20 protein-coding genes and 1 other annotated feature are annotated in these 19,121 nt (G+C 42.0%); of the genes, 4 read left to right on the plus strand and 16 right to left on the minus strand.

Features of this window, described 5'->3' with window-relative positions; all coding sequences use genetic code 11:
• Positions 1 to 17 precede the first annotated feature (17 nt).
• The 3 genes from polX to zapA form a co-directional block, all read right to left on the minus strand.
• A complete protein-coding gene (polX, locus tag BA70_RS08750) occupies positions 18 to 1,730 on the minus strand; it encodes a DNA polymerase/3'-5' exonuclease PolX (RefSeq protein WP_034320872.1) in 1,713 nt (570 codons plus the stop codon).
• A gap of 114 nt (positions 1,731 to 1,844) precedes the next feature.
• Positions 1,845 to 2,378, minus strand: a complete 534-nt coding sequence (locus BA70_RS08755) for a CvpA family protein (RefSeq protein ID WP_034320874.1) — start codon at positions 2,376 to 2,378, stop codon at positions 1,845 to 1,847.
• 7 nt (positions 2,379 to 2,385) lie between these two features.
• A complete protein-coding gene (gene zapA, locus BA70_RS08760) occupies positions 2,386 to 2,643 on the minus strand; it encodes a cell division protein ZapA (protein WP_034320877.1) in 258 nt (85 codons plus the stop codon).
• 134 nt (positions 2,644 to 2,777) lie between these two features.
• Between zapA and rnhC the strand changes: the two genes are divergently transcribed.
• Complete coding sequence (gene rnhC / locus BA70_RS08765) at positions 2,778 to 3,701, plus strand: ribonuclease HIII (RefSeq protein WP_034320879.1); 924 nt, start codon at positions 2,778 to 2,780, stop codon at positions 3,699 to 3,701.
• Positions 3,702 to 3,743: 42 nt separating this feature from the next.
• Here rnhC and pheT read toward each other — a convergent pair whose 3' ends face one another.
• The 3 genes from pheT to BA70_RS08780 all read right to left on the minus strand — a co-directional run bounded on the left by pheT (position 3,744) and on the right by BA70_RS08780 (position 8,324).
• Entirely contained in the window at positions 3,744 to 6,158 is a 2,415-nt protein-coding gene (gene pheT, locus BA70_RS08770; RefSeq protein WP_034320880.1) for a phenylalanine--tRNA ligase subunit beta, read from the minus strand.
• A 15-nt stretch (positions 6,159 to 6,173) separates the two neighbouring features.
• Entirely contained in the window at positions 6,174 to 7,208 is a 1,035-nt protein-coding gene (pheS, locus tag BA70_RS08775; protein WP_034320883.1) for a phenylalanine--tRNA ligase subunit alpha, read from the minus strand.
• Positions 7,209 to 7,580: 372 nt separating this feature from the next.
• Entirely contained in the window at positions 7,581 to 8,324 is a 744-nt protein-coding gene (locus tag BA70_RS08780) for a TrmH family RNA methyltransferase (protein WP_034320884.1), read from the minus strand.
• 114 nt (positions 8,325 to 8,438) lie between these two features.
• Between BA70_RS08780 and sspI the strand changes: the two genes are divergently transcribed.
• Positions 8,439 to 8,660: a small acid-soluble spore protein SspI gene (gene sspI / locus BA70_RS08785; RefSeq protein ID WP_024425725.1), complete on the plus strand. Its 222-nt coding sequence runs from the start codon at positions 8,439 to 8,441 to the stop codon at positions 8,658 to 8,660.
• A 48-nt stretch (positions 8,661 to 8,708) separates the two neighbouring features.
• Here sspI and cstA read toward each other — a convergent pair whose 3' ends face one another.
• Together cstA and BA70_RS08795 are read right to left on the minus strand one after the other, a co-directional pair.
• Positions 8,709 to 10,505, minus strand: a complete 1,797-nt coding sequence (gene cstA, locus BA70_RS08790; protein WP_034320887.1) for a carbon starvation protein CstA — start codon at positions 10,503 to 10,505, stop codon at positions 8,709 to 8,711.
• 352 nt (positions 10,506 to 10,857) lie between these two features.
• Positions 10,858 to 11,946: a M42 family metallopeptidase gene (locus BA70_RS08795; RefSeq protein ID WP_034320889.1), complete on the minus strand. Its 1,089-nt coding sequence runs from the start codon at positions 11,944 to 11,946 to the stop codon at positions 10,858 to 10,860.
• 179 nt (positions 11,947 to 12,125) lie between these two features.
• Between BA70_RS08795 and BA70_RS08800 the strand changes: the two genes are divergently transcribed.
• Positions 12,126 to 12,530: a hypothetical protein gene (locus tag BA70_RS08800; RefSeq protein ID WP_034320890.1), complete on the plus strand. Its 405-nt coding sequence runs from the start codon at positions 12,126 to 12,128 to the stop codon at positions 12,528 to 12,530.
• Between the two features lie 17 nt (positions 12,531 to 12,547).
• Here the strand turns inward: BA70_RS08800 and BA70_RS08805 are convergent, their stop codons facing one another.
• From BA70_RS08805 to BA70_RS08840, 8 genes are all read right to left on the minus strand, one after another.
• Positions 12,548 to 12,814: a DUF1294 domain-containing protein gene (locus BA70_RS08805; RefSeq protein ID WP_034320893.1), complete on the minus strand. Its 267-nt coding sequence runs from the start codon at positions 12,812 to 12,814 to the stop codon at positions 12,548 to 12,550.
• 63 nt (positions 12,815 to 12,877) lie between these two features.
• Positions 12,878 to 13,237 carry a 50S ribosomal protein L20 gene (gene rplT, locus BA70_RS08810; protein ID WP_003216409.1) on the minus strand — a complete coding sequence of 120 codons (360 nt, stop codon included), beginning with the start codon at positions 13,235 to 13,237 and terminating at the stop codon, positions 12,878 to 12,880.
• Between the two features lie 31 nt (positions 13,238 to 13,268).
• The gene (gene rpmI / locus BA70_RS08815; RefSeq protein WP_003216324.1) at positions 13,269 to 13,469 is read right to left on the minus strand and encodes a 50S ribosomal protein L35; all 201 of its coding nucleotides are present in this window, start codon (positions 13,467 to 13,469) and stop codon (positions 13,269 to 13,271) included.
• Between the two features lie 24 nt (positions 13,470 to 13,493).
• The gene (gene infC / locus BA70_RS08820; RefSeq protein WP_034320896.1) at positions 13,494 to 14,009 is read right to left on the minus strand and encodes a translation initiation factor IF-3; all 516 of its coding nucleotides are present in this window, start codon (positions 14,007 to 14,009) and stop codon (positions 13,494 to 13,496) included.
• A gap of 71 nt (positions 14,010 to 14,080) precedes the next feature.
• Positions 14,081 to 14,212 (minus strand) — a sequence feature (ribosomal protein L20 leader region).
• 128 nt (positions 14,213 to 14,340) lie between these two features.
• Positions 14,341 to 15,036 carry an antiholin-like protein LrgB gene (gene lrgB / locus BA70_RS08825; protein WP_189318028.1) on the minus strand — a complete coding sequence of 232 codons (696 nt, stop codon included), beginning with the start codon at positions 15,034 to 15,036 and terminating at the stop codon, positions 14,341 to 14,343.
• 14 nt (positions 15,037 to 15,050) lie between these two features.
• Entirely contained in the window at positions 15,051 to 15,494 is a 444-nt protein-coding gene (lrgA, locus tag BA70_RS08830; RefSeq protein ID WP_034320899.1) for an antiholin-like murein hydrolase modulator LrgA, read from the minus strand.
• A 137-nt stretch (positions 15,495 to 15,631) separates the two neighbouring features.
• Positions 15,632 to 16,369 (minus strand): LytR/AlgR family response regulator transcription factor, encoded by a 738-nt coding sequence (locus tag BA70_RS08835; RefSeq protein WP_034320902.1) that lies wholly within the window; start codon positions 16,367 to 16,369, stop codon positions 15,632 to 15,634.
• Positions 16,366 to 18,123: a sensor histidine kinase gene (locus BA70_RS08840; protein ID WP_034320905.1), complete on the minus strand. Its 1,758-nt coding sequence runs from the start codon at positions 18,121 to 18,123 to the stop codon at positions 16,366 to 16,368. Before BA70_RS08840 ends, BA70_RS08835 begins: the two co-directional genes overlap by 4 nt.
• Positions 18,124 to 18,300: 177 nt before the next feature.
• On the opposite strand from BA70_RS08840, the gene BA70_RS08845 reads away from it, so the two are divergent.
• Positions 18,301 to 19,080 (plus strand): HAD family hydrolase, encoded by a 780-nt coding sequence (locus BA70_RS08845; RefSeq protein ID WP_034320908.1) that lies wholly within the window; start codon positions 18,301 to 18,303, stop codon positions 19,078 to 19,080.
• Positions 19,081 to 19,121: the final 41 nt, after the last annotated feature.

Raw genomic sequence — 19,121 nt, forward strand, 5'->3', positions numbered from 1 at the left:
GTACAGCCTCCTAACGACTACCTGTCACGCGTTAAAAACTTTTTCATCTCGTTAAGAGAAAAAGTATTCACGACATTTGCTTTTGGTGTCCAGCCTTTTCTTGCAGCTGTTACACCGACTTCCATATGATCCAACATGGCGATGTTGTGCGCATCTGTGTTGATGATGATGTTCACTCCCGCTTCGTTTGCTTTCATTAAATGCTCTGTTTTCAAATCAAGTCTTGATGGGTTGCTGTTAAGCTCTAGTGCAGTCCCCGTTTTCTTCGCAAGCTCTATGAGCTGATCAATATTTAAGGCATAGCCGTCGCGTCTCCCGATCAAACGGCCTGTTGGATGTGCAATTAAATCCACATGTTGATTTTGCAAGGCGTTTTCAAGCCGCTTCATGATGACTTCCTCAGGCTGAGAGAAGCTAGAATGGATAGAGGCAATTACAAAATCCATGTCTGCTAAAAAGTCATCATCATAATCTAACGATCCATCCGGCAGAATGTCCATTTCGACCCCTTTGAAAATGTGAAAATGCTCGAATTCCTGGTTGAGCTTGTCAATTTCTTTTGCTTGCAGACGCAACCGTTCTTTTGTTAAGCCGTTTGCCACTTTTAAGTATTGAGAATGGTCTGTGAGGGCCATATATTCATAGCCTTTTGCGATACATGCCTCTGCCATTTCACGAATAGAGAATGCTCCGTCACTCCATGTCGAGTGCATATGAAGGTCGCCTTTGATATCATTCAATTCTACAAATTGCATACTTTCTTTATACGTATCAATCTCTGCTCCGGTTTCACGAATTTCTGGCGGAATGAGCGGAAGTTGAAAATGGGCATAAAAAGCACTTTCGTCTTTGAACGTTTTCACTTCGCCTGTTTCAATCGTTTCAACACCATACTCACTAATACGCTCCCCGCGTTCCTTCGCAAGCTGCCGCATTCTAATATTATGATCTTTTGAGCCAGTGAAATGATGCAGCGTTGTAGCAAATTGCTCTATTGTGACAAGACGGAAGTCCACACTGATCTCAAAATCAAGCGCAAGTATCACAGATACCTTCGTATCTCCGCTTGCAATGATGTCTTTTACATCATCAAGTGCAACGAGCTGCTCTCTGACCTGTTCTGGTTGATCTGTTGCAATGATATAATCTAAATCTTTGACCGTTTCACGTGCACGTCTTAAACTGCCAGCTCTTGAAAAACGGATGATTCCCTCCATCTGTTCCAGCGCATGATCAATCCGCTCTGCGACATCTAATGCAAAGCCAATTGGCAGTCGTTCAGGCTGCTTTCCCGCTTCCTCAAGGGCTGCAAGAATTTTTTCTTCTGTTTTTTTGCCGAAGCCAGCGAGCGCTTGAACTTTCTCAGCTTCACACGCTTCTTTTAGAGACTGTGCATCGCTTACACCAAGTTCTTGGTAAAGCTTAGCAATTTTCTTCCCGCCTAATCCTGGCAATTTCAAGAGCGGGACAAGTCCTTCAGGCACTTCCTTTTTTAATTGTTCGAGTGTTTCTGATTGTCCTTTTTCGATATACTCTGTGATGACAGCAAAGGTCCCTTTCCCAATGCCGGGTAATGCTAATAGATCATCTATTTGAGAAAGGCTGCGGTCATCTTGTTCAAGTGCCGCTGCTGCTTTACGAAAGGCAGATATTTTAAAAGGATTATCTCCTTTTAGCTCCATATATACAGCAATTGTTTCAAGAAGTTTGATAATATCTTTTTTATTCATCTCTCATCCTCCAGCCGCTTTGGCATCTTCCTTTATAAATATACAAACTTTTCCTTCATCCTACAACTTTCTGTCATGGAATGAGAAAAAACTTCTCCAAGAAAGGAGAAGTTTTTAAACTCCATACGTCGTCCATAGGTCTTTGACAAGACTGGACAGATAAGGGGTGTTGCCTACGATCACTTCTGCTAACATTGATTTGCTCAGCATTGTTTGCAGCGCATCCACTGGAAGTAATGCAGCGACAAACAATAGAATAAACACAAATAGATATGTTTCGAGAAATCCTAAAACACCGCCAAGCAGTTTGTTGACCTGTTTAATTACAGGTATACTTGCAATGGTTGTGAGCAATCCGCCAATAATGGCGAGCAGGATTTTGGTCAAGATAAACAGAATGATAAACGCAATGGTATTATAATAAGCTGTTTCTAGATTCCCACTAAAGAAAGCAAGCTGCGCTTGACCACCACTGAAATTAGGTGCTGGAATCCACGTAAGCTGTGGTGCAAGTGACTGATAAAACATGGAAGCCACTAAAATAGAAACAACAAAGCTAATCAATTTAATAAATTGAAGAATAAACCCGCGTTTTAGACCGACAAGCGTTCCCATAAGAAGCAAAAACAAAATGATGATATCGATCACGGTAATTTCATTCCTTTTCTTTAAGTTGAACCTCTAGTTTTTCGTATTGCTCTTTTAATTTCAAGTAGTCGTGGACGACATTGACTGCTGTCAGTACAGCTAATCTGTTTATATCAAGGTATGGGTTTTTTTCATTTATTTCTCTCATTTTATCATCAACAATTGAAGCAACATGTCGCATATGCATCTTTGTTTCTTGACCGATGATCGTATAGGACTGTCCATAAATTTCAACTGTTGTTTTCGTTTTACCGCCGTCAGACAACGTTTCTCCTCCATTCCACGAGAATCCTAGTCTCTATCATAACATGTTTAGACATTGAATGGAAAGACGAGCCCTTCCCTGTTATGGTACACTTTAGAAATCAATGATATCAAGGTAAAAAGGAGTTATCCACTGTGCCCCAATCCGTCTTAAAAGCAACATCAGAAGACATGAAGAAGATGAAGAGCGTATATGCTCAACATTTAACTGACACTTTGCCGCCAGGCGCTCTGTTTCAAGCAAAGGTTCCTGGCTGTACGATTACAGCATATCAATCTGGAAAAGTGCTGTTCCAAGGACAAAAGGCAGAAGCTGAAGCAAGTCAGTTCAGCCATATAAAAGCAGCTGATACAAAAAGTAAAAAAGCACCTGCTGTCACAAAATACAGCCCGCCGTCTGGCATTGCTTCCATGTCGGTTATCGGTTCAGATGAGGTGGGTACAGGTGATTATTTTGGACCGATGACGGTCTGTGCGGCCTACGTTGATTCCAGCAAGCTTACTCTGATGAAAGAGCTTGGGGTTAAAGACTCAAAAGGACTAAAGGATCCGCAGATTATCAACATTGCCAAAGATCTCATCAAAACCATTCCATTCAGCCTTCTCGTGCTCCGTAATGAAAAGTACAATACCATGCAGGAAAAGGGCATGAGCCAAGGGAAAATGAAGGCACTGCTTCATAATCAAGTGATCACCTCTGTGTTAGAGAAACTGGATGGGAAACAGCCAGAAGCGATTCTCATTGACCAATTTGCAGAACCCGGTATTTATTTCAAGCACCTTGCAGGAAAAAAGATCATCCGAGAGCGTACGTACTTTAGTACAAAAGCGGAAGGCATCCACTTGTCAGTTGCTGCGGCTTCCATTATCGCAAGGTACGCCTTTTTAATTGAGATGGATAAATTATCAAAAGCAGCTGGCTTTGACATTCCAAAAGGAGCCGGTCCTCATGTTGACAAGGCAGCCGCAAAGCTCATCAAGCTGCACGGCGAAGACGCTTTACGCCAATTTACAAAGCTGCATTTTGCCAACACTCAAAAAGCGAAAAAATGGTTATAATCAAAAAAGAGCTATAGCCTTTTTAGGCCATAGCTCTTTTCTTTATCCGCGCAAGACGGCTTGATACGTATCTTCTAATGCCTTCAATACGTTTGTATGAACAGCCGTAACTTCTTCCTCTGTCAACGTTTGTTCCGGGTTTAAATATTGGAGAGAGAACGCAACAGATTTCTTGCCTTCTTCCATATGTTCACCCTCATACACGTCAAAAACGGAAAGGTCTGTCAATAAACGGCCACCTGCTTCATAGATGACTCGCTCCAGCTGTCCGCTTGAAATATGCTGATCTACAACAAGCGCAATATCTCTTGTCACAGCAGGGAATCTCGGAATCGCTGTATATTTCATATCCTCTGTTTCAGATGTCATCACATCTGTTAAATCAAATTCGAATACATATGTTTCTTTTAAATCTAATTCCTTTTCAATGACTGGATGAAGTGCGGCAACAAAGCCAATCACCTTTCCATTTAAGTGAACATCTGCTGTACGTCCTGGGTGAAGACCTTCACGCTCTGCTTGAACATATGTGATTTGCTCTGATACACCAAGCTTTTCAAACAGACCTTCTGCAATTCCCTTCGCTACATAAAAATCAACGGCTTTTTTCTCGCCCTGCCAAAGGTTTTTATGCCATAAGCCTGTCAGTGCACCAGCCACATGCTCTTTCTCCACCGGCTTTGCACCTTCAGCTTCTGCTAAGAAAACAGAACCCGTTTCATAAAATCCAAAGGAATCAGCCTGTCTTGCCAAGTTATACGCAACAGAATCAAGTAAGTTTGGCAATAGACTTTGTCTTAGCACACTGCGTTCCTCACTCATCGGCAGTGAAAGTCTCGTTTTATAAGCCGGATGCAATGCAAAGGCTGTGGACTTATGCTGATTCGTCAATGAATACGTAATCGCTTGAGAAAGCCCTGCACCCTCTAAGAAACGTCTCACCTTTCTACGTTTCACTTGGTATGGCGTGAGACCGCCAACTGTACCAGCTGTCGCAGGCAGTGTAGAAGGAATATTATCATAGCCGTATAATCTCGCTACTTCTTCAATGAGGTCTTCTTCAATCGTAATATCCATTCTGCGAGAAGGAACTGTCACGACGAGAACGTCATTTGATTGACCCACTGTAAAGCCTAGTTTATTGAAAATATGAATCATATCTTCTTTTGAAATACTCATTCCGAGTACTTTGTTTACACGCTCAGTTGATACATGGATGACATTCATACTTGCTTCAATATGATTTTCCTCAACAATGCCGCTTAGCACTTCACCGCCTGCATAGACGCTGATCAATTGCGCTGCTCTTTCTGCTGCTGGTTTCACACGCTGCGGATCGAGTCCTTTTTCAAATCGTGTGCTTGATTCACTGCGAAGCCCTAAGTCTCTAGATGCTTGACGAACTGTTTGACCGTTAAAATATGCCGCTTCTAAAAGAATTGTAGTCGTTTCATCACGCACCTCTGATTCAAGACCACCCATAACTCCTGCTACAGCGTGTGCTTTCGTACCATTTGTAATGACCAGATGCTTTGATGACAATGTGCGCTCTTGATCATCCAGTGTTTGAATCATTTCGTTTTCAGCCGCTTTCCGTACGACCACCTGCTTTGAACCAAAGCGGTCATAATCAAATGCATGAAGCGGCTGACCGTATTCAAGCAGCACAAAATTCGTAATATCCACGACGTTATTGATTGGGCGGATGCCTGCATTCATCAATCTTGTTTGCATCCAAAGCGGTGCAGGCCCAACTTTTACACCTTTAATGATCTTGGCTGCGTAAAGAGGGTTCGCTTCTTGATCCTCAATTTTGACCGAAATGTAGTCTGCCGCTTTCTCCGAAGACGATTCATGTGTTGTATCAGGAAGTTTGACTTCTTTTCCTAAAATGGCTGCAACTTCATAAGCCACACCTAACATATTGAGGGCATCGGCACGGTTTGGTGTTAAGCCGAGCTCTAGTACCGCATCATCTAACTGAAGCGCCTGAAGTGCATTATCTCCTGGTTTTACATCATTCGAAAAAACAAAGATACCTTCTGCATATTCCTTTGGTACGAGTTTACTCTCTACTCCTAATTCTTGCAGAGAACAAATCATGCCATGAGACTCTTCGCCGCGCAGTTTTGCTTTTTTAATTTTAAAATTCCCTGGAAGGACTGCTCCAACTGTTGCGACTGCGACATGCTGTCCTTTCTCCACATTCGGAGCCCCACAAATAATTTGCACAGGTGCGTCTTCTCCGATATCAACAAGACATTTGTTTAATTTATCTGCATTCGGGTGCTGCTCACGCTCAATGACATGTCCAACGACAACACCTTTGATGCCTTCACCTTTATACTCAACGGCTTCCACTTCAATACCGCTTCTTGTGATTTTTTCTGCTAATTCATCTGGCTGAATGCCTTCTAAATCGACATAGTCTTCTAACCATTTATATGAAACAAACATGCTGATTTCCTCCTCTTAGTCCTGCTTGAATTGCTTTGTGAATCTAATATCGTTTGTGTAGAAATGGCGGATATCATCAATGCCGTATTTCAGCATCGCAATACGTTCAACGCCCATTCCAAAAGCAAAGCCTTGGTAAGTATCTGGATCAAATCCGCTCATTTTCAGTACATTTGGGTGAACCATTCCTGCACCTAAAATCTCAATCCAGCCTGTTCCTTTACATACAGAACAGCCTTTCCCGCCGCATTTAAAGCAAGACACATCTACTTCTACTGATGGTTCTGTGAATGGGAAAAAGCTTGGACGCAGTCTAATTTCACGATCTTCACCAAACATTTTTCTTGCGACCGTCTCTAGCGTTCCTTTTAGATCACTCATGCTAATATTGTGATCTACCACAAGTCCTTCAATCTGCATGAATTGATGTGAATGGGTTGCGTCATCGCTGTCACGTCTATATACCTTACCAGGGCAGATGATCTTCACAGGGCCTTGGCCTTTATATTTCTCAAGTGTACGCGCTTGAACTGGTGACGTTTGTGTTCTCATCAATGTATCTTCGGTAATATAGAAGCTATCCTGCATATCACGTGCTGGATGCTCTTTTGGAAGATTTAACGCTTCAAAGTTATAGTAATCCGTTTCCACCTCAGGACCTTCCTCAACGGTATAGCCCATTCCAATAAATAAATCTTCAATATCTTCTACAACAATCGTTAATGGGTGTCTTGCCCCAATTTTAATTGGACTTGCTGGCAATGTGACATCAATGGTTTGAGAAGCCAGTTTCTTCTTCACTTCTTCTGCTTCCAGCTGTTCATTTTTTTCTGCAATGGCATTAGCAATCTGCTCTCTCACTTCGTTTGCGAGCGCACCCATTTTTGGTCTTTCTTCAGCGGAGAGCTTGCCCATTCCGCGAAGGACTTCTGTAATCGGCCCTTTTTTTCCTAAATATTGTACACGAATGTCATTGACCTCTTTGAGCGAGCTAGCTGCTTCTACCTTCGCTATCGCCTCTGTTTCAAGCTGTTTTAACGTTTCTTGCATGAGTGTAATCCTCCTTTTGATATACAAAACCGTCTGGATAAACGGCTGTTTGATCGTTTGAAGACAATAAAAAAACCCGCCCCTCAAAAAAAGAAGGGACGAGTTGTGGTCGCGGTACCACCCTTGTTAAGCACACATGTGCGAATAAGCTTCATTGACATAACGGAATCAAACGAATCCGGTTCACCTTTACGCAAAGCTTGCGGTCCCGGTGACAACTCCAGAGGTGAATTCCTGTTTCAGCATTCCTTAAATGCACTTTCAGTCTACGATGCATTCTCCCTATAAGGCCGCTCATTGAAACAATCTTCCTCTATCATGGTTTTTAAAATATTAGTTTCATTATAGTGAAAATGAGCGCATGATGCAACACTATCCGCGCAAATGATAGACAAGAACCGCTGCTGCAACAGCAACATTTAATGATTCTGCTTTTCCATACATTGGAACATATAAATTCTGGTCTGTCATTTGCAGAATGTCTGGATCAATCCCTGCTCCTTCGTTTCCTACAATCAATGCAAACGGGCCTTCTGCCGTTACGCTTCTATACTCTTTCGCATCCTTTAAGGCACTTCCGTATACGGGTATGCCTTGCTCCTTGAATGCTGAAATCGCCTGTTGAAGTGTTTGCTTTAAGATGGGCAGATGGAAATGAGAGCCCTGTGCTGAACGGAGCGTTTTTCCGTTAAAAGCATCGACGGTCCCCTCACCTAAAATCACAGCATCCAGACCAGCGGCATCTGCTGTCCGAATAAGAGTGCCCAAATTTCCCGGGTCCTGCACGGCATCTAAAAGTAAAATTCGCTCATACTTCTTTTCTTCAAATACAGGAAGTGTACAAACCGCTGCGATGTGCTGAGGCGTTTCGGTTTCTGTCATTGCAGAAAAAGCCTCTTCACTCAGTTCATAGAGCCCCATGTCAGGCTTGATGTCAGACGGAAGCATGTCAGGTGATGTGACCATTAACTCCTTCACAATCCCGCTCTTTAATGCTTCTTCTACTAAATGTTTCCCCTCAACGAGAAATAGCCCCGTTTTCGTTCGTTCTTTTTTTGTATGCAGCTTTTTCCATTGTTTAATACTTGCGTTTTTAGCTGATTCTATATATTTCAAGCGATTTTAACTCCTTTAAATATCATGAATTTATTATATCTCATGCACACTACATAATAAACCTGTCTTTGAGACAGAATAGGGCTATTACCATCAAAAAAAGGAGTGTGGACAATGGATTTTAATTTAAGAGGCGCAGTCATTCAAAACATCACTGGACATAATCAAGAGCAGCTTGAACATACGATTTTAGATGCGATTCAAAGCGGCGAGGAAAAAATGCTGCCAGGCCTTGGCGTGTTGTTCGAGGTGTTATGGCAAGAAGCATCAGAAAACGAAAAAAATGAAATTCTTGAAACATTAGAGCAGGGCTTAAAGCCTCAGCAGCAACAATAAAAAGAAGCCGGTTTGCTTATGTATGACAGCAAACCGGCTTTTGTTCGTTTATCCAGTGATAGGTGTCTCCATCCGAAGCGCTGGATCACGCCAGATCTCGACCCATTTTTTAATAGCAAACACAATAATCACAAATCCCAAGATCAGCATAATGATCGACAAGACCGCATTAAGCACACTGTAGCCAGACGCCTCAGGATTCAGGTATACATTGACCACCATCCAGTAGCCCGCATAATTCACGGTGACATATAAGTAAGCGAGCGGAATTAAACAAGTCAGCATATATCGCCTTTTATCTGCAATTTTTAACACAACAGTTGCACCAATGATTAAGCCTACCGAGGCCATTAATTGGTTTGAAACCCCAAACAGCGCCCAAATGGACCCAATGTCTCCAGAGTAAAGCAAGTATCCCCACATAAAACAGGCAAGCGCACTTGCAAACACAGACCCAGGTACCCAGTCATTTCGTTTAAGCGGTTTATACGCTTCTCCAAAGAAGTCTTGAATCAAATATCGCGCCACACGCGTTCCAGCATCAATAGCTGTTAAAATAAAGACCGCTTCAAACATGATGACGAATTGAAAGAAATAAGACGCCAAATGGCTAAAGAATGGAATCCCCGTAAAGATATACGCCATCCCCACTGCTAATGTAACGGCTCCACCCGTTCTCCCCTCTAAATCAAGACCAATTTCCTTACTAAGCTGCGGAAGGTTCTCGACACTCATACCGAGCGTTCGGAACACTTCTGGTGTACTGTTAATCGCAAAATAATCTCCTGGATGAAGAGCTGTGGCGGCAATTAACGCCATGATCCCAACCAAGCATTCCACTAGCATTGCACCAAACGCTACAGGCTTCATATCACTCCAGCGATCCAGCATCTTTGGCGTTGTTCCTGAGCCAACAAATGCGTGGAAACCGGATATGGCACCGCAAGCAATTGTAATTGAAATAAAGGGCCAGACAGGACCAGCTAAAACAGGCCCTCCTCCATTCACAAACTCTGTAAACGCCGGAAATTGAATGGACGGATTCACCACAAAGATCCCAGCAATCAGAGCGATGAAAACACCAATTTTCATAAAACTACTTAAGTAGTCTCTTGGTGCCAATAGCAGCCAAACTGGCAGAGCCGCAGCAAAGAATGCATAAATCGGCAAGGCGAGAGCCAGCGTTTTTGTATCAAGTGTTAAAAAATGACCAAGTGCCGTTCCTTGAATATTTGGTCCAAGGAATACACCAATCATCAGTAACATAAACCCCGCAGATGTGGCCAGCTTTAAATTGCCTGTCTTTTTATAATAAAGACCGACCCCCATCGCAATTGGAATGGTGATTCCGACTGCAAATGTCCCCCAAGGATTTCGTTCTAAAGCATGAAGCACAACCATAGACAGTCCTGCCATTGTGATCGTAATGATAAACAGCATGGCAAGCCCAGTACAAAATCCTGCAACAGGTCCTAGTTCTTCCTTCGCTACCTCTGATAATGATTTTCCCTTTTTTCGCATCGAAGCAAATAACACGACAAGATCATGTACAGCTCCGCCAATCACCGCTCCAATTAAAAGCCAAAGGAGACCAGGTAAATACCCAAATTGTGCGGCTAAAATTGGACCAACTAGTGGGCCAGCAGCTGCAATCGCAGCAAAATGATGTCCAAATGTGACCCATTTATTTGTCGGCACATAATCTTTCCCATCCTCTAGTGTGTGAGCCGGTGTAGGATGATCATCTGTGACTTTTAATACCTTGACCATCATAAATGTGCCATAAAGACGATACGCAATCGCTAAAATACACATCGATCCTATGACAATTGTAACCGCATTCATTTAACCATCCCCTTCGCATAAACAATTTGTTACAAATATAACATAAATTGATTGATTTTTCTTTCTTTTAAAACCAAGTTGACAAATATGAATAATATGTTTATTCTTAAGTTAGCTTCACCTATTTCCATAAACTCTCTTTTGGCAGGGCAGTCTCTAGGCTCTGTCCTTTTTATTGATTTCATCTTACAAAAATAAAGGCTGGATCACATGTGCCTTATTCACTAGAAAAATGTCTCTTCATTTGTCAAAAACAGTTCTTTTGACGCTGCTTGAACAACGAGGTTCATTTCCTGGGAAATTCCATGGAACAAAAAAAGCCTTTCCCCAATGCTGAGGAAAGGCCTTCCTATTAAGAACCGTACGTAATCTGCTCGACAGTTTTTTGATCGAGTCTTTTGATCACTTCTGTTAAAAGCTTCACTGCATTTTCATAATCATCCCGATGAATCATCGCTGCATGGGTATGAATATATCTACTTGGTATCCCGATTGATAGAGATGGAACACCATGACCTGTTAAATGGATACCACCAGCATCTGTACCCCCGCCAGGCACTGAATCATATTGATAAGGGATGTTCAATTCATCCGCTGTCTGGACAACAAAATCGCGAAGTCCTTTATGAGAAACCATAGAAGCATCAAATACAACGATTGTTGGTCCTTTGCCAAGTTTGCTTGTTGCTTCTTTTTCAGTGATGCCTGGCGTATCTCCTGCTACACCGACATCAATGGCAAATCCAATATCAGGCTGGATCGTGGCAGCTGCTGTTTTGGCTCCACGTAAGCCTACTTCCTCTTGAACAGTTGCGACACTGTAAGCGATATTTTCATGCTGAGCATCATGTAAATTCTTCATGACATCAATCGCCACTGCACAGCCGATACGGTTGTCCCATGCTTTTGCCAGAAGCATTTTTTCATCATTCATGACCGTAAACTCAAAGTAAGGAACAATTTGATCTCCAGGCAGCACGCCCCACTCCATCGCCTGTTCTTTGCTTGAAGCTCCAATATCAATAAACATATCTGTGATTTCAATTGTTTTTTTGCGGGCTTCTGGCGATAAGATGTGTGGTGGTTTAGAGCCTATCACACCTGTGATTTCCCCTTTTTTCGTCACAATGGTCACACGCTGTGCCAGCATGACCTGCGACCACCAGCCACCGACCGTTTGAAAACGAATATAGCCTTTGTCATCAATTTTTGTCACCATGAATCCTACTTCATCTAAGTGACCGGCCAGCATAATTTTAGGGCCATTTGCGTTTCCTTCCTTCTTAGCGATCAAGCTGCCAAGGCGGTCTGTCGAGACTTCATCTGCATATGATTCTATGTATGTCTGCATGACTTTTTTGACATCACGTTCATTACCTGGAATCCCTTTTGCATCCGTTAGGTCTTTCAGCATAGTTAATGTTTGATCTAGTTTTGTCATTCCGTTTATCCTCCTTTATCTTCATGGTGCATTCTTATTATACAAAACCTCTTTCGTTCAATACGATCTTTTTATGAATATTTTTTCGTTTAACGAAATATTTTTTTAAAAAAAGTTGAAACCTTTTGGCCTTTTCATTCGTAGTACATCAGATAACGGTATTGGAGGTGCATCCTGTCATGTTTGTAATCCTCATTAGACTCGCTCTTGTTGCACTGCTTGTCTACATTTTCTACATGGCGGTAAAATTCTTCTCAAATCCGAGAAGAAAGCTGAAACAAGCGCAATTAAAAGAAGGCTTTTATTTTATGGACGAACAGCAAAATGCGCGCAAAAATTTTAATTTCGTCTATAAAGGTGTCTTGTTTGAAGGAGAAAAGCATGTTCCTTCTAAGGATCATCCTCTGTTTGTCCACTCCATTTACGTTTGGACGGAGTCACCTGAAAAGCTAAATGAATTTACATTAGAAGACTTTAAAAAGCTTGAGGAAAACATCATCGAACGGTATCCTCAAACAAAAATCGATTGGGATCAGCCCATCAAAAAAATCAAACAAAAAAAAGGAGCAGGCACGCCGTCATGATGGCGTCTGCTCCCTTTTTAGATGAGATGGACATATCCTAATATGAGCAACTGTAAAACAATTAAAGCAGGCATACCAATTTGAAAGGCAGTATGTTTTGTTTTATGCCGGAAATACTGCATCCCAAGAAATGATCCAGCAGCGCCAAAAAGCACCGCAGCACTCCATAGATGCGCCTCTGAAATTCTCCATTTATGCGCTTTAGCCCGGCGTTTATCCTCTCCCATAAGAAAAAAACCATAGCCATTCACTAAGATGAGCAGCAGGATCAGACCGATGTTCATTCTTTTCACCTCACATGATGAGAAAAAAAGATCACCCCTCGACGGAATGATCTTTTATATGACTTACTTGTCTAGTTGTGCTTTTGCAGCATCAGCAAGCTGATTGAATGCGCTTAGGTCATTCACAGCAAGGTCAGCAAGCATTTTGCGGTTTACTTCGATACCAGAAAGCTTTAAGCCATGCATTAAACGGCTGTAAGAAAGACCGTTCATACGAGCTGCAGCATTGATACGAGTGATCCATAGTTTACGGAAGTCACGTTTTTTCTGACGACGGTCACGGAAAGCGTAGTTTCCAGATTTCATGACCTGTTGGTTTGCTACTTTGTATAATCTATGTTTTGAACCGAAATAACCTTTTGCTAATTTAAGAACCTTTTTACGACGCTGACGCGACACAGTTCCGCCTTTTACTCTTGGCATTGTAATTCCCTCCTATGATTCCTATTCCAAATTACTTAATGTTTGCAAGTTGTTGTTTGATACGTTTGAAATCTCCAGCACTTACGATTGCGCTCTTACGCAATTTACGTTTTTGCTTAGTAGATTTGTTAGCGAACAAGTGACTTGTATACGCATGAGAACGTTTAAGTTTACCAGAACCTGTTTTTTTGAAACGTTTAGCAGATCCGCGGTGAGTTTTCATTTTTGGCATTGGATATTTCCTCCCTCTGTTACTTTACTTTTCGACTTTTGGTGCAAGCATAAGGAACATGCTGCGTCCGTCCATCTTAGGTTTTGTTTCTACTGTTGCTACTTCAGCGCAAGCTTCAGAGAAACGGTCTAACACGCGCTGTCCGATTTCTTTATGCGTAATCGCACGGCCTTTAAAGCGGATAGAAGCTTTCACTTTATCTCCCTTTTCAAGGAATTTGATTGCATTACGGAGCTTCGTGTTAAAATCATGTTCATCGATTGTCGGGCTCAACCGAACTTCTTTTAAGCTAATGATTTTTTGATTCTTACGTGCCTCTTTATCCTTCTTCTGCTGTTCGAATCGGAACTTACCGTAGTCCATGATTCGGCAAACAGGTGGTTTTGCATTTGCAGCAACTAACACAAGGTCAAGATTGGCTTTAGCAGCTATCTCCAGAGCTTCCTGTCGGGATTTAATCCCAAGCTGATCGCCATTTTGTCCGATTAAACGAACTTCACGCGCACGAATACCTTCATTAACTAATTGATCTTTGCTAATAGTGAGCCACCTCCATGAGATTTTGAATTGAGTTCACAATTCATTTTGACCATTTCGTTGTATGTTTTACAGGCAAACAAAAAGTGTGGGCATATAAAACACCCACACTACGAACATTTGCATGAAAAAATAAATGTACGGTCAACCTGTCAACTACAAACATGTGTCAATCAGGTGAGAAGCGGGTGCTTCTGCTTGTGATATCTATTCAATTCGTTAACTATTCTACACAATTTTCATTTGTCCGTCAAGTAACCGAACTCTTGAAACAACTTTTTCATTTTAGCATGATGAAACGATTAGGGCAAGACTTTTTCAAACAATCACGTCATCAAAGAATGAATTGCATAAAGATTGGGATGACGATGACGGTCACAACCCCTACGACCACAACGGCGATACTAGCCATTGCCGCTTCTACTTCTCCCATCTCAATCCCAACAGAAACGCCAAGCGCATGTCCTGATGTGCCAAGTGCAAGACCTTTTGCCACTGGATTTTTAATTCGAAACATTTTCAAGAAGAAGGCACCAAGCGCATAGACAATCACTGCGTTAAATATGACCGCAAAGGCTGTAATATCCGCGATTCCGCCAATATCCTTGGCAATCGGAAGGGCAATCGCTGTCGTTGCTGCCTGTGGAAGCATGCTTTTCATGACAGCGGCATCAAGATGAATCCCTTTTGCTACGACATACACAATCGTAATGGAACAGAGTGAACCTACAAAAATAGCGGATAAAATTTGCCACCAATATTTCTTAAGGAGCGCTCTTTGCTTATAAAGCGGGATAGCAAAAGCAATTGTCGCAGGCTCTAAGAAAAACTTAATGATCCGGCCACCCTCATTATAGTCTTCATAGGAAAAGCCACCAATTTTCAAAAACAAAATGCCTAACACCATGGCAACAAAAAGTGGGGTGAATAAGAAGAAACCTTTAGACTTTTTAAATAAGAATGTGCCGATCCCAAAGGCGACTAATGAGACGACAATTCCAAAATACGGACTCATAGTACTTGTACCCATCTTATACCTCTCCTTTAATGCGTACTTGAAGCTGGTTTATTTGAATGAGAAGGAGTCGATTTGGTCTCCTGTGTCTCTTTACGTTTCTGCGGTCTTTCTGATAATTGCATTAGAAGCTGTGAAAATAGCCCTGTCGTTGCAAGTAACATAATGGTTGCAATGATAATTACACCCACTACTTGCACGCCTACTTCTTGCATGACACCAAGTGATTGAATGACCGAGATACCAGAGGGAACAAATAGAAAGCTAATGAGTCCTGTCAAGGATGTGCCTAATTGCTCCACCTGCTCAAGTTTCACGATTTTTGTTGTTAATAAAACAAATAATAGAACCAATCCAATAACGGATGCGGGCATCGGAATCGGTAAATACATTGAAATGAGATTAGAAACGAACATTACGGTTGCAAAGATAAATGCTTGAGATAGAAATCCATATACTTTTGTGGCACTCATGCCCTTTCACCTCTTTCTTCGACTGCCCACAGTATATGGCATGAAATAAATGAATGAAGCGTTTACAATGAAACTCACCGGATTCAATGACTGAAATGCAAAAAACGAGTATTGAAATACAAACAAAAAAAGCCGTCCTACTCTAGCAGGAGCGACTTCTTTAGTTCTTTCGCATATGTGCGGCTGACAGGAATGATAGACCCGTCTGTCATATGAAGATTATACGTCGAATTAAACCACGGCTGTACTTCTTTCATATGAGATGTGTTGACAATATAGCTTCGATGGACCCTCATAAAGTAAGCTTCAGGCAGCTTCTTTTCAATCACTACAAGCGGTTCGGTTACTTCATACATGTGATCCTTTGTTTTCACAACTTTTTTTCCCTCACTGAGCCCTACATACATAATCTCTTCGACTTGCAGGATGACAATGGAGTCATCGACTGAGATGGCTAATTTTTGCTGGTGGGGAAGCTTCTCTTCTGATAGCTGGTGCTCTTGTGTCTCAACGGATTTCCACTTTTTAAACTTTTTGATGGTTTGCTGAAGCCGCTCTTCATCAAATGGCTTTGTTAAGTAATCAAGCGCACTCACCTCAAACGCCTTCAGCGCATATTGATCAAAGGCTGTAGCAAATACAATCGCTGGCGGATCAGACATCCGGTTGAGCCGCTTTGCTACATCAAATCCGTTCTCACCAGATAAGTCGATATCTAAAAAAAGCAAATCAGGCTTATGATCTACCATCCGGTCAAAAGCAGATTCTATATTTTCTGCTTCCTCTATTTGAACATCCTCTTTCGTTCTTCGTAATAAGTATTTTAATTCGTCTCTTGCTAAAACTTCATCATCTACGATTAATACCTTCATCAACGAGAATCATCCTTTTTTACATAGTCCATTGGAATGTGAAATGAGATGTCAGTGCCTTTGTCACTATGAATGGTTAAAGCGGCTTGTCTGCCAAAAATCCCTCTTAATCGCTGGTCTAAATTATAAAGTGCCGTACCCGTTCCTTCTTTTGATTCTACAGGCGCCTTTAATAGCTGAGCCATCTTGTCATCCTCAATCCCCTGTCCATTATCTGTTACTTTCACATATACATGCCCCTTTTTCATCAAAGCGGATACGATGACTTCACAATTCGTTTGATGTTTAGGAAAAGCATGTCTCACCGCATTTTCAACAAGGACTTGAAGCACAAAGGGCGGGATCATCACCTGCTCCAGCTCTTTTTCAATTTGAAAGGTCACATGGTACTTATTTGGAAACCTTGCTTGTTCAAGTGACAAATAAGCCTCTACATGCTGAATCTCTTTATGCATTGGGATCAGCAGCTGGCGGGCGCCTTGCAAGTTTGAACGAAAATAAATACTCAGCTGCAATAGCAGCTTTCTTGCCATCTCCACATTGGTTCTGCATAAAACAGAGATTGTATTAATGGCGTTAAATAAAAAGTGTGGATTTACCTGTGCTTGAAGTGCTTTGATCTCTGCATCTTTTAACAGACGGCTCTGGGTCTCTGCCTCCCCAAGCTCAAGCTGTGTGGAAAACAGCATCGCTAAACCTTCTGCAAGCTCCTCTTCCACCCTGCTTAATCCGACCGGCGAATTGAAATACATTTTTAACGTTCCGATCGTTTGAGCATTTGACGTGAGTGGGAGCACAATCGCCGCTTCAAGAGGGCAATGGGCGACTGAACAATTAATTTCGTCTTTCGAATGCGCCTTCATAATCTTTCCACTCATCAATACTTGCTTAGACAGCCCTGTAATCAGGCTTTTAGATGGAATATGATGATCCGTTCCATCTCCGACATGTGCTAAAATCTTTTCTGTATCTGTTAAGGAGACGGCATCTGTTTCTGTTAATCGATGAATGATCTCCGCCACACTTTTACAGGACTGTTCATTTAATCCTTGCCGGAAAAAAGGAAGCGTTTGATCTGCGATAGAAAATACACGATGTGTCTGCATCGCCTTAGCCTGCTCTTCTTGTCGAATCACTGACTGCAAAATAGATAAAAAGATAAAGCTTCCGATTCCATTCACAAAGATCATCGGCAGCGCAATAATGCTCACAAGCCCCCAAGCATCAGCAAATGGCTTGGCAAACAAAAGAATAATGATCATCTGTAATGATTCCATCGCAACACCAAACAATGCTGCTTGGCGAGGTGTCACCATTCGATTCTTCCGCTTAAATCTGCTGCCGACATAGCCTGCAATCACACCGGCTAAAATCGAAGAAATCGCACAGCTAAGCGCCGTGCTCCCTCCTAGTGAATAGCGATGGATCCCAGCTAAAAGCCCTGCACCAATGCCAACAAAAGGCCCCCCTATCAAGCCGCCCATTTCAATCCCCATGATTCTTGTATTGGCGATAGAGCTTGACGAGCCAAGATGATATGAAAACTCATGATTCATGATCATCTGCTGCTGGATTTCGATCCCTGTGTAATTGCTGATCATACTAAAAGAAGCAAAAACAAAGACAAGGGTTGCCTTTTTCCGAAATCCTTGGTTGTAAAGCAACAGATTGCGAAAGCCCTTCACATGGGCAAGCACGAACCCTAAAATAACGATGATCCCCACACGCTCGATCATCATAATAATTAAATGAAGCAAACTGGCCACCTCAATTGATGTATGTGATATCTATTGTCTTTCTATTCTATCATGTGCGGTCAATGATCAAAGATCTCTCAAATCTTTTCTTTATTGCCTTCACCTTCTATTGTAAAATGAACATGAGCCTGTCAGATGCAATTGAAGGTAACTACATACATAACAAGGGAGAAGATCATGAAAGCCGTATTTTTCGATTTAGATGATACTTTGCTTTGGGATGAAAAAAGCATTCACACAACTTTTCAGGAAACATGCCGGGAAGCAGAAAAGAAATATGGACTTGATCCAGAAGCATTTGAACAGATTGTACGTGAAGAAGCAAGAAAGCTGTACTCTTCTTATGAAACATATGACTATACTGTCATGATCGGAATTAATCCTTTCGAAGGACTGTGGTCAAATTTTAGTGAACCGATTAGCGAAGGCTTTCAAAAGCTGAACGCTCTTGCACCAGAGTATCGAAAAAACGCTTGGACAAACGGCTTAAAGACAGCGGGAATTGACGATGAGGCATTTGGACAATACTTGGCTGATTTTTTTGCAGCAGAACGCAGAAAACGCCCGTATGTCTATGAAGAAACGTATCCTGTTTTAGACCGCCTGAAAGGCAGCTACGAATTACTCCTTTTAACAAACGGAGACCCTAGTCTTCAAAAGGAAAAGCTTGCAGGTGTACCGGAGCTTGCGCCTTATTTTCATGAGATTGTGATTTCAGGAGATTACGGGAAAGGCAAGCCTGACCCTGGCATCTTTGAGCACTGCCTCCAGCTATTAAACGTAACAAAAGACGATGTCATCATGGTTGGAGATAATCCTAAAACAGATATTCTCGGGGCATCTCGCGTTGGCATCCAAACCGTTTGGATTAATCGCCATGGCAAGAAAAATGAAACAGATGTGACACCAGATTATGAAATCAAAGACTTACATGAATTGTTTGATATATTAAAGTAGAACCAAAGAGAAAACACCCTTCTCCTTTCGAGATAGGGTGT

Origin of the sequence: Bacillus zhangzhouensis, assembly GCF_000715205.1 — a bacterium.
Taxonomy (GTDB): Bacteria; Bacillota; Bacilli; order Bacillales; family Bacillaceae; genus Bacillus; species Bacillus zhangzhouensis.

Bases quoted from the DNA above. Each gene is read 5' to 3' on its own strand.
- rplT (WP_003216409.1), bottom strand. From the start codon at position 13,237: ATGCCAAGAGTAAAAGGCGGAACTGTGTCGCGTCAGCGTCGTAAAAAG.
- lrgA (WP_034320899.1), bottom strand. From the start codon at position 15,494: ATGAGTGCCACAAAAGTATATGGATTTCTATCTCAAGCATTTATCTTT.
- polX (WP_034320872.1), bottom strand. From the start codon at position 1,730: ATGAATAAAAAAGATATTATCAAACTTCTTGAAACAATTGCTGTATAT.
- sspI (WP_024425725.1), top strand. From the start codon at position 8,439: ATGGATTTTAATTTAAGAGGCGCAGTCATTCAAAACATCACTGGACAT.
- cstA (WP_034320887.1), bottom strand. From the start codon at position 10,505: ATGAATGCGGTTACAATTGTCATAGGATCGATGTGTATTTTAGCGATT.
- rpmI (WP_003216324.1), bottom strand. From the start codon at position 13,469: ATGCCAAAAATGAAAACTCACCGCGGATCTGCTAAACGTTTCAAAAAA.
- BA70_RS08800 (WP_034320890.1), top strand. From the start codon at position 12,126: ATGTTTGTAATCCTCATTAGACTCGCTCTTGTTGCACTGCTTGTCTAC.
- BA70_RS08805 (WP_034320893.1), bottom strand. From the start codon at position 12,814: ATGAACATCGGTCTGATCCTGCTGCTCATCTTAGTGAATGGCTATGGT.
- pheS (WP_034320883.1), bottom strand. From the start codon at position 7,208: ATGCAAGAAACGTTAAAACAGCTTGAAACAGAGGCGATAGCGAAGGTA.
- BA70_RS08795 (WP_034320889.1), bottom strand. From the start codon at position 11,946: ATGACAAAACTAGATCAAACATTAACTATGCTGAAAGACCTAACGGAT.
- BA70_RS08845 (WP_034320908.1), top strand. From the start codon at position 18,301: ATGAAAGCCGTATTTTTCGATTTAGATGATACTTTGCTTTGGGATGAA.
- lrgB (WP_189318028.1), bottom strand. From the start codon at position 15,036: ATGGGTACAAGTACTATGAGTCCGTATTTTGGAATTGTCGTCTCATTA.
- pheT (WP_034320880.1), bottom strand. From the start codon at position 6,158: ATGTTTGTTTCATATAAATGGTTAGAAGACTATGTCGATTTAGAAGGC.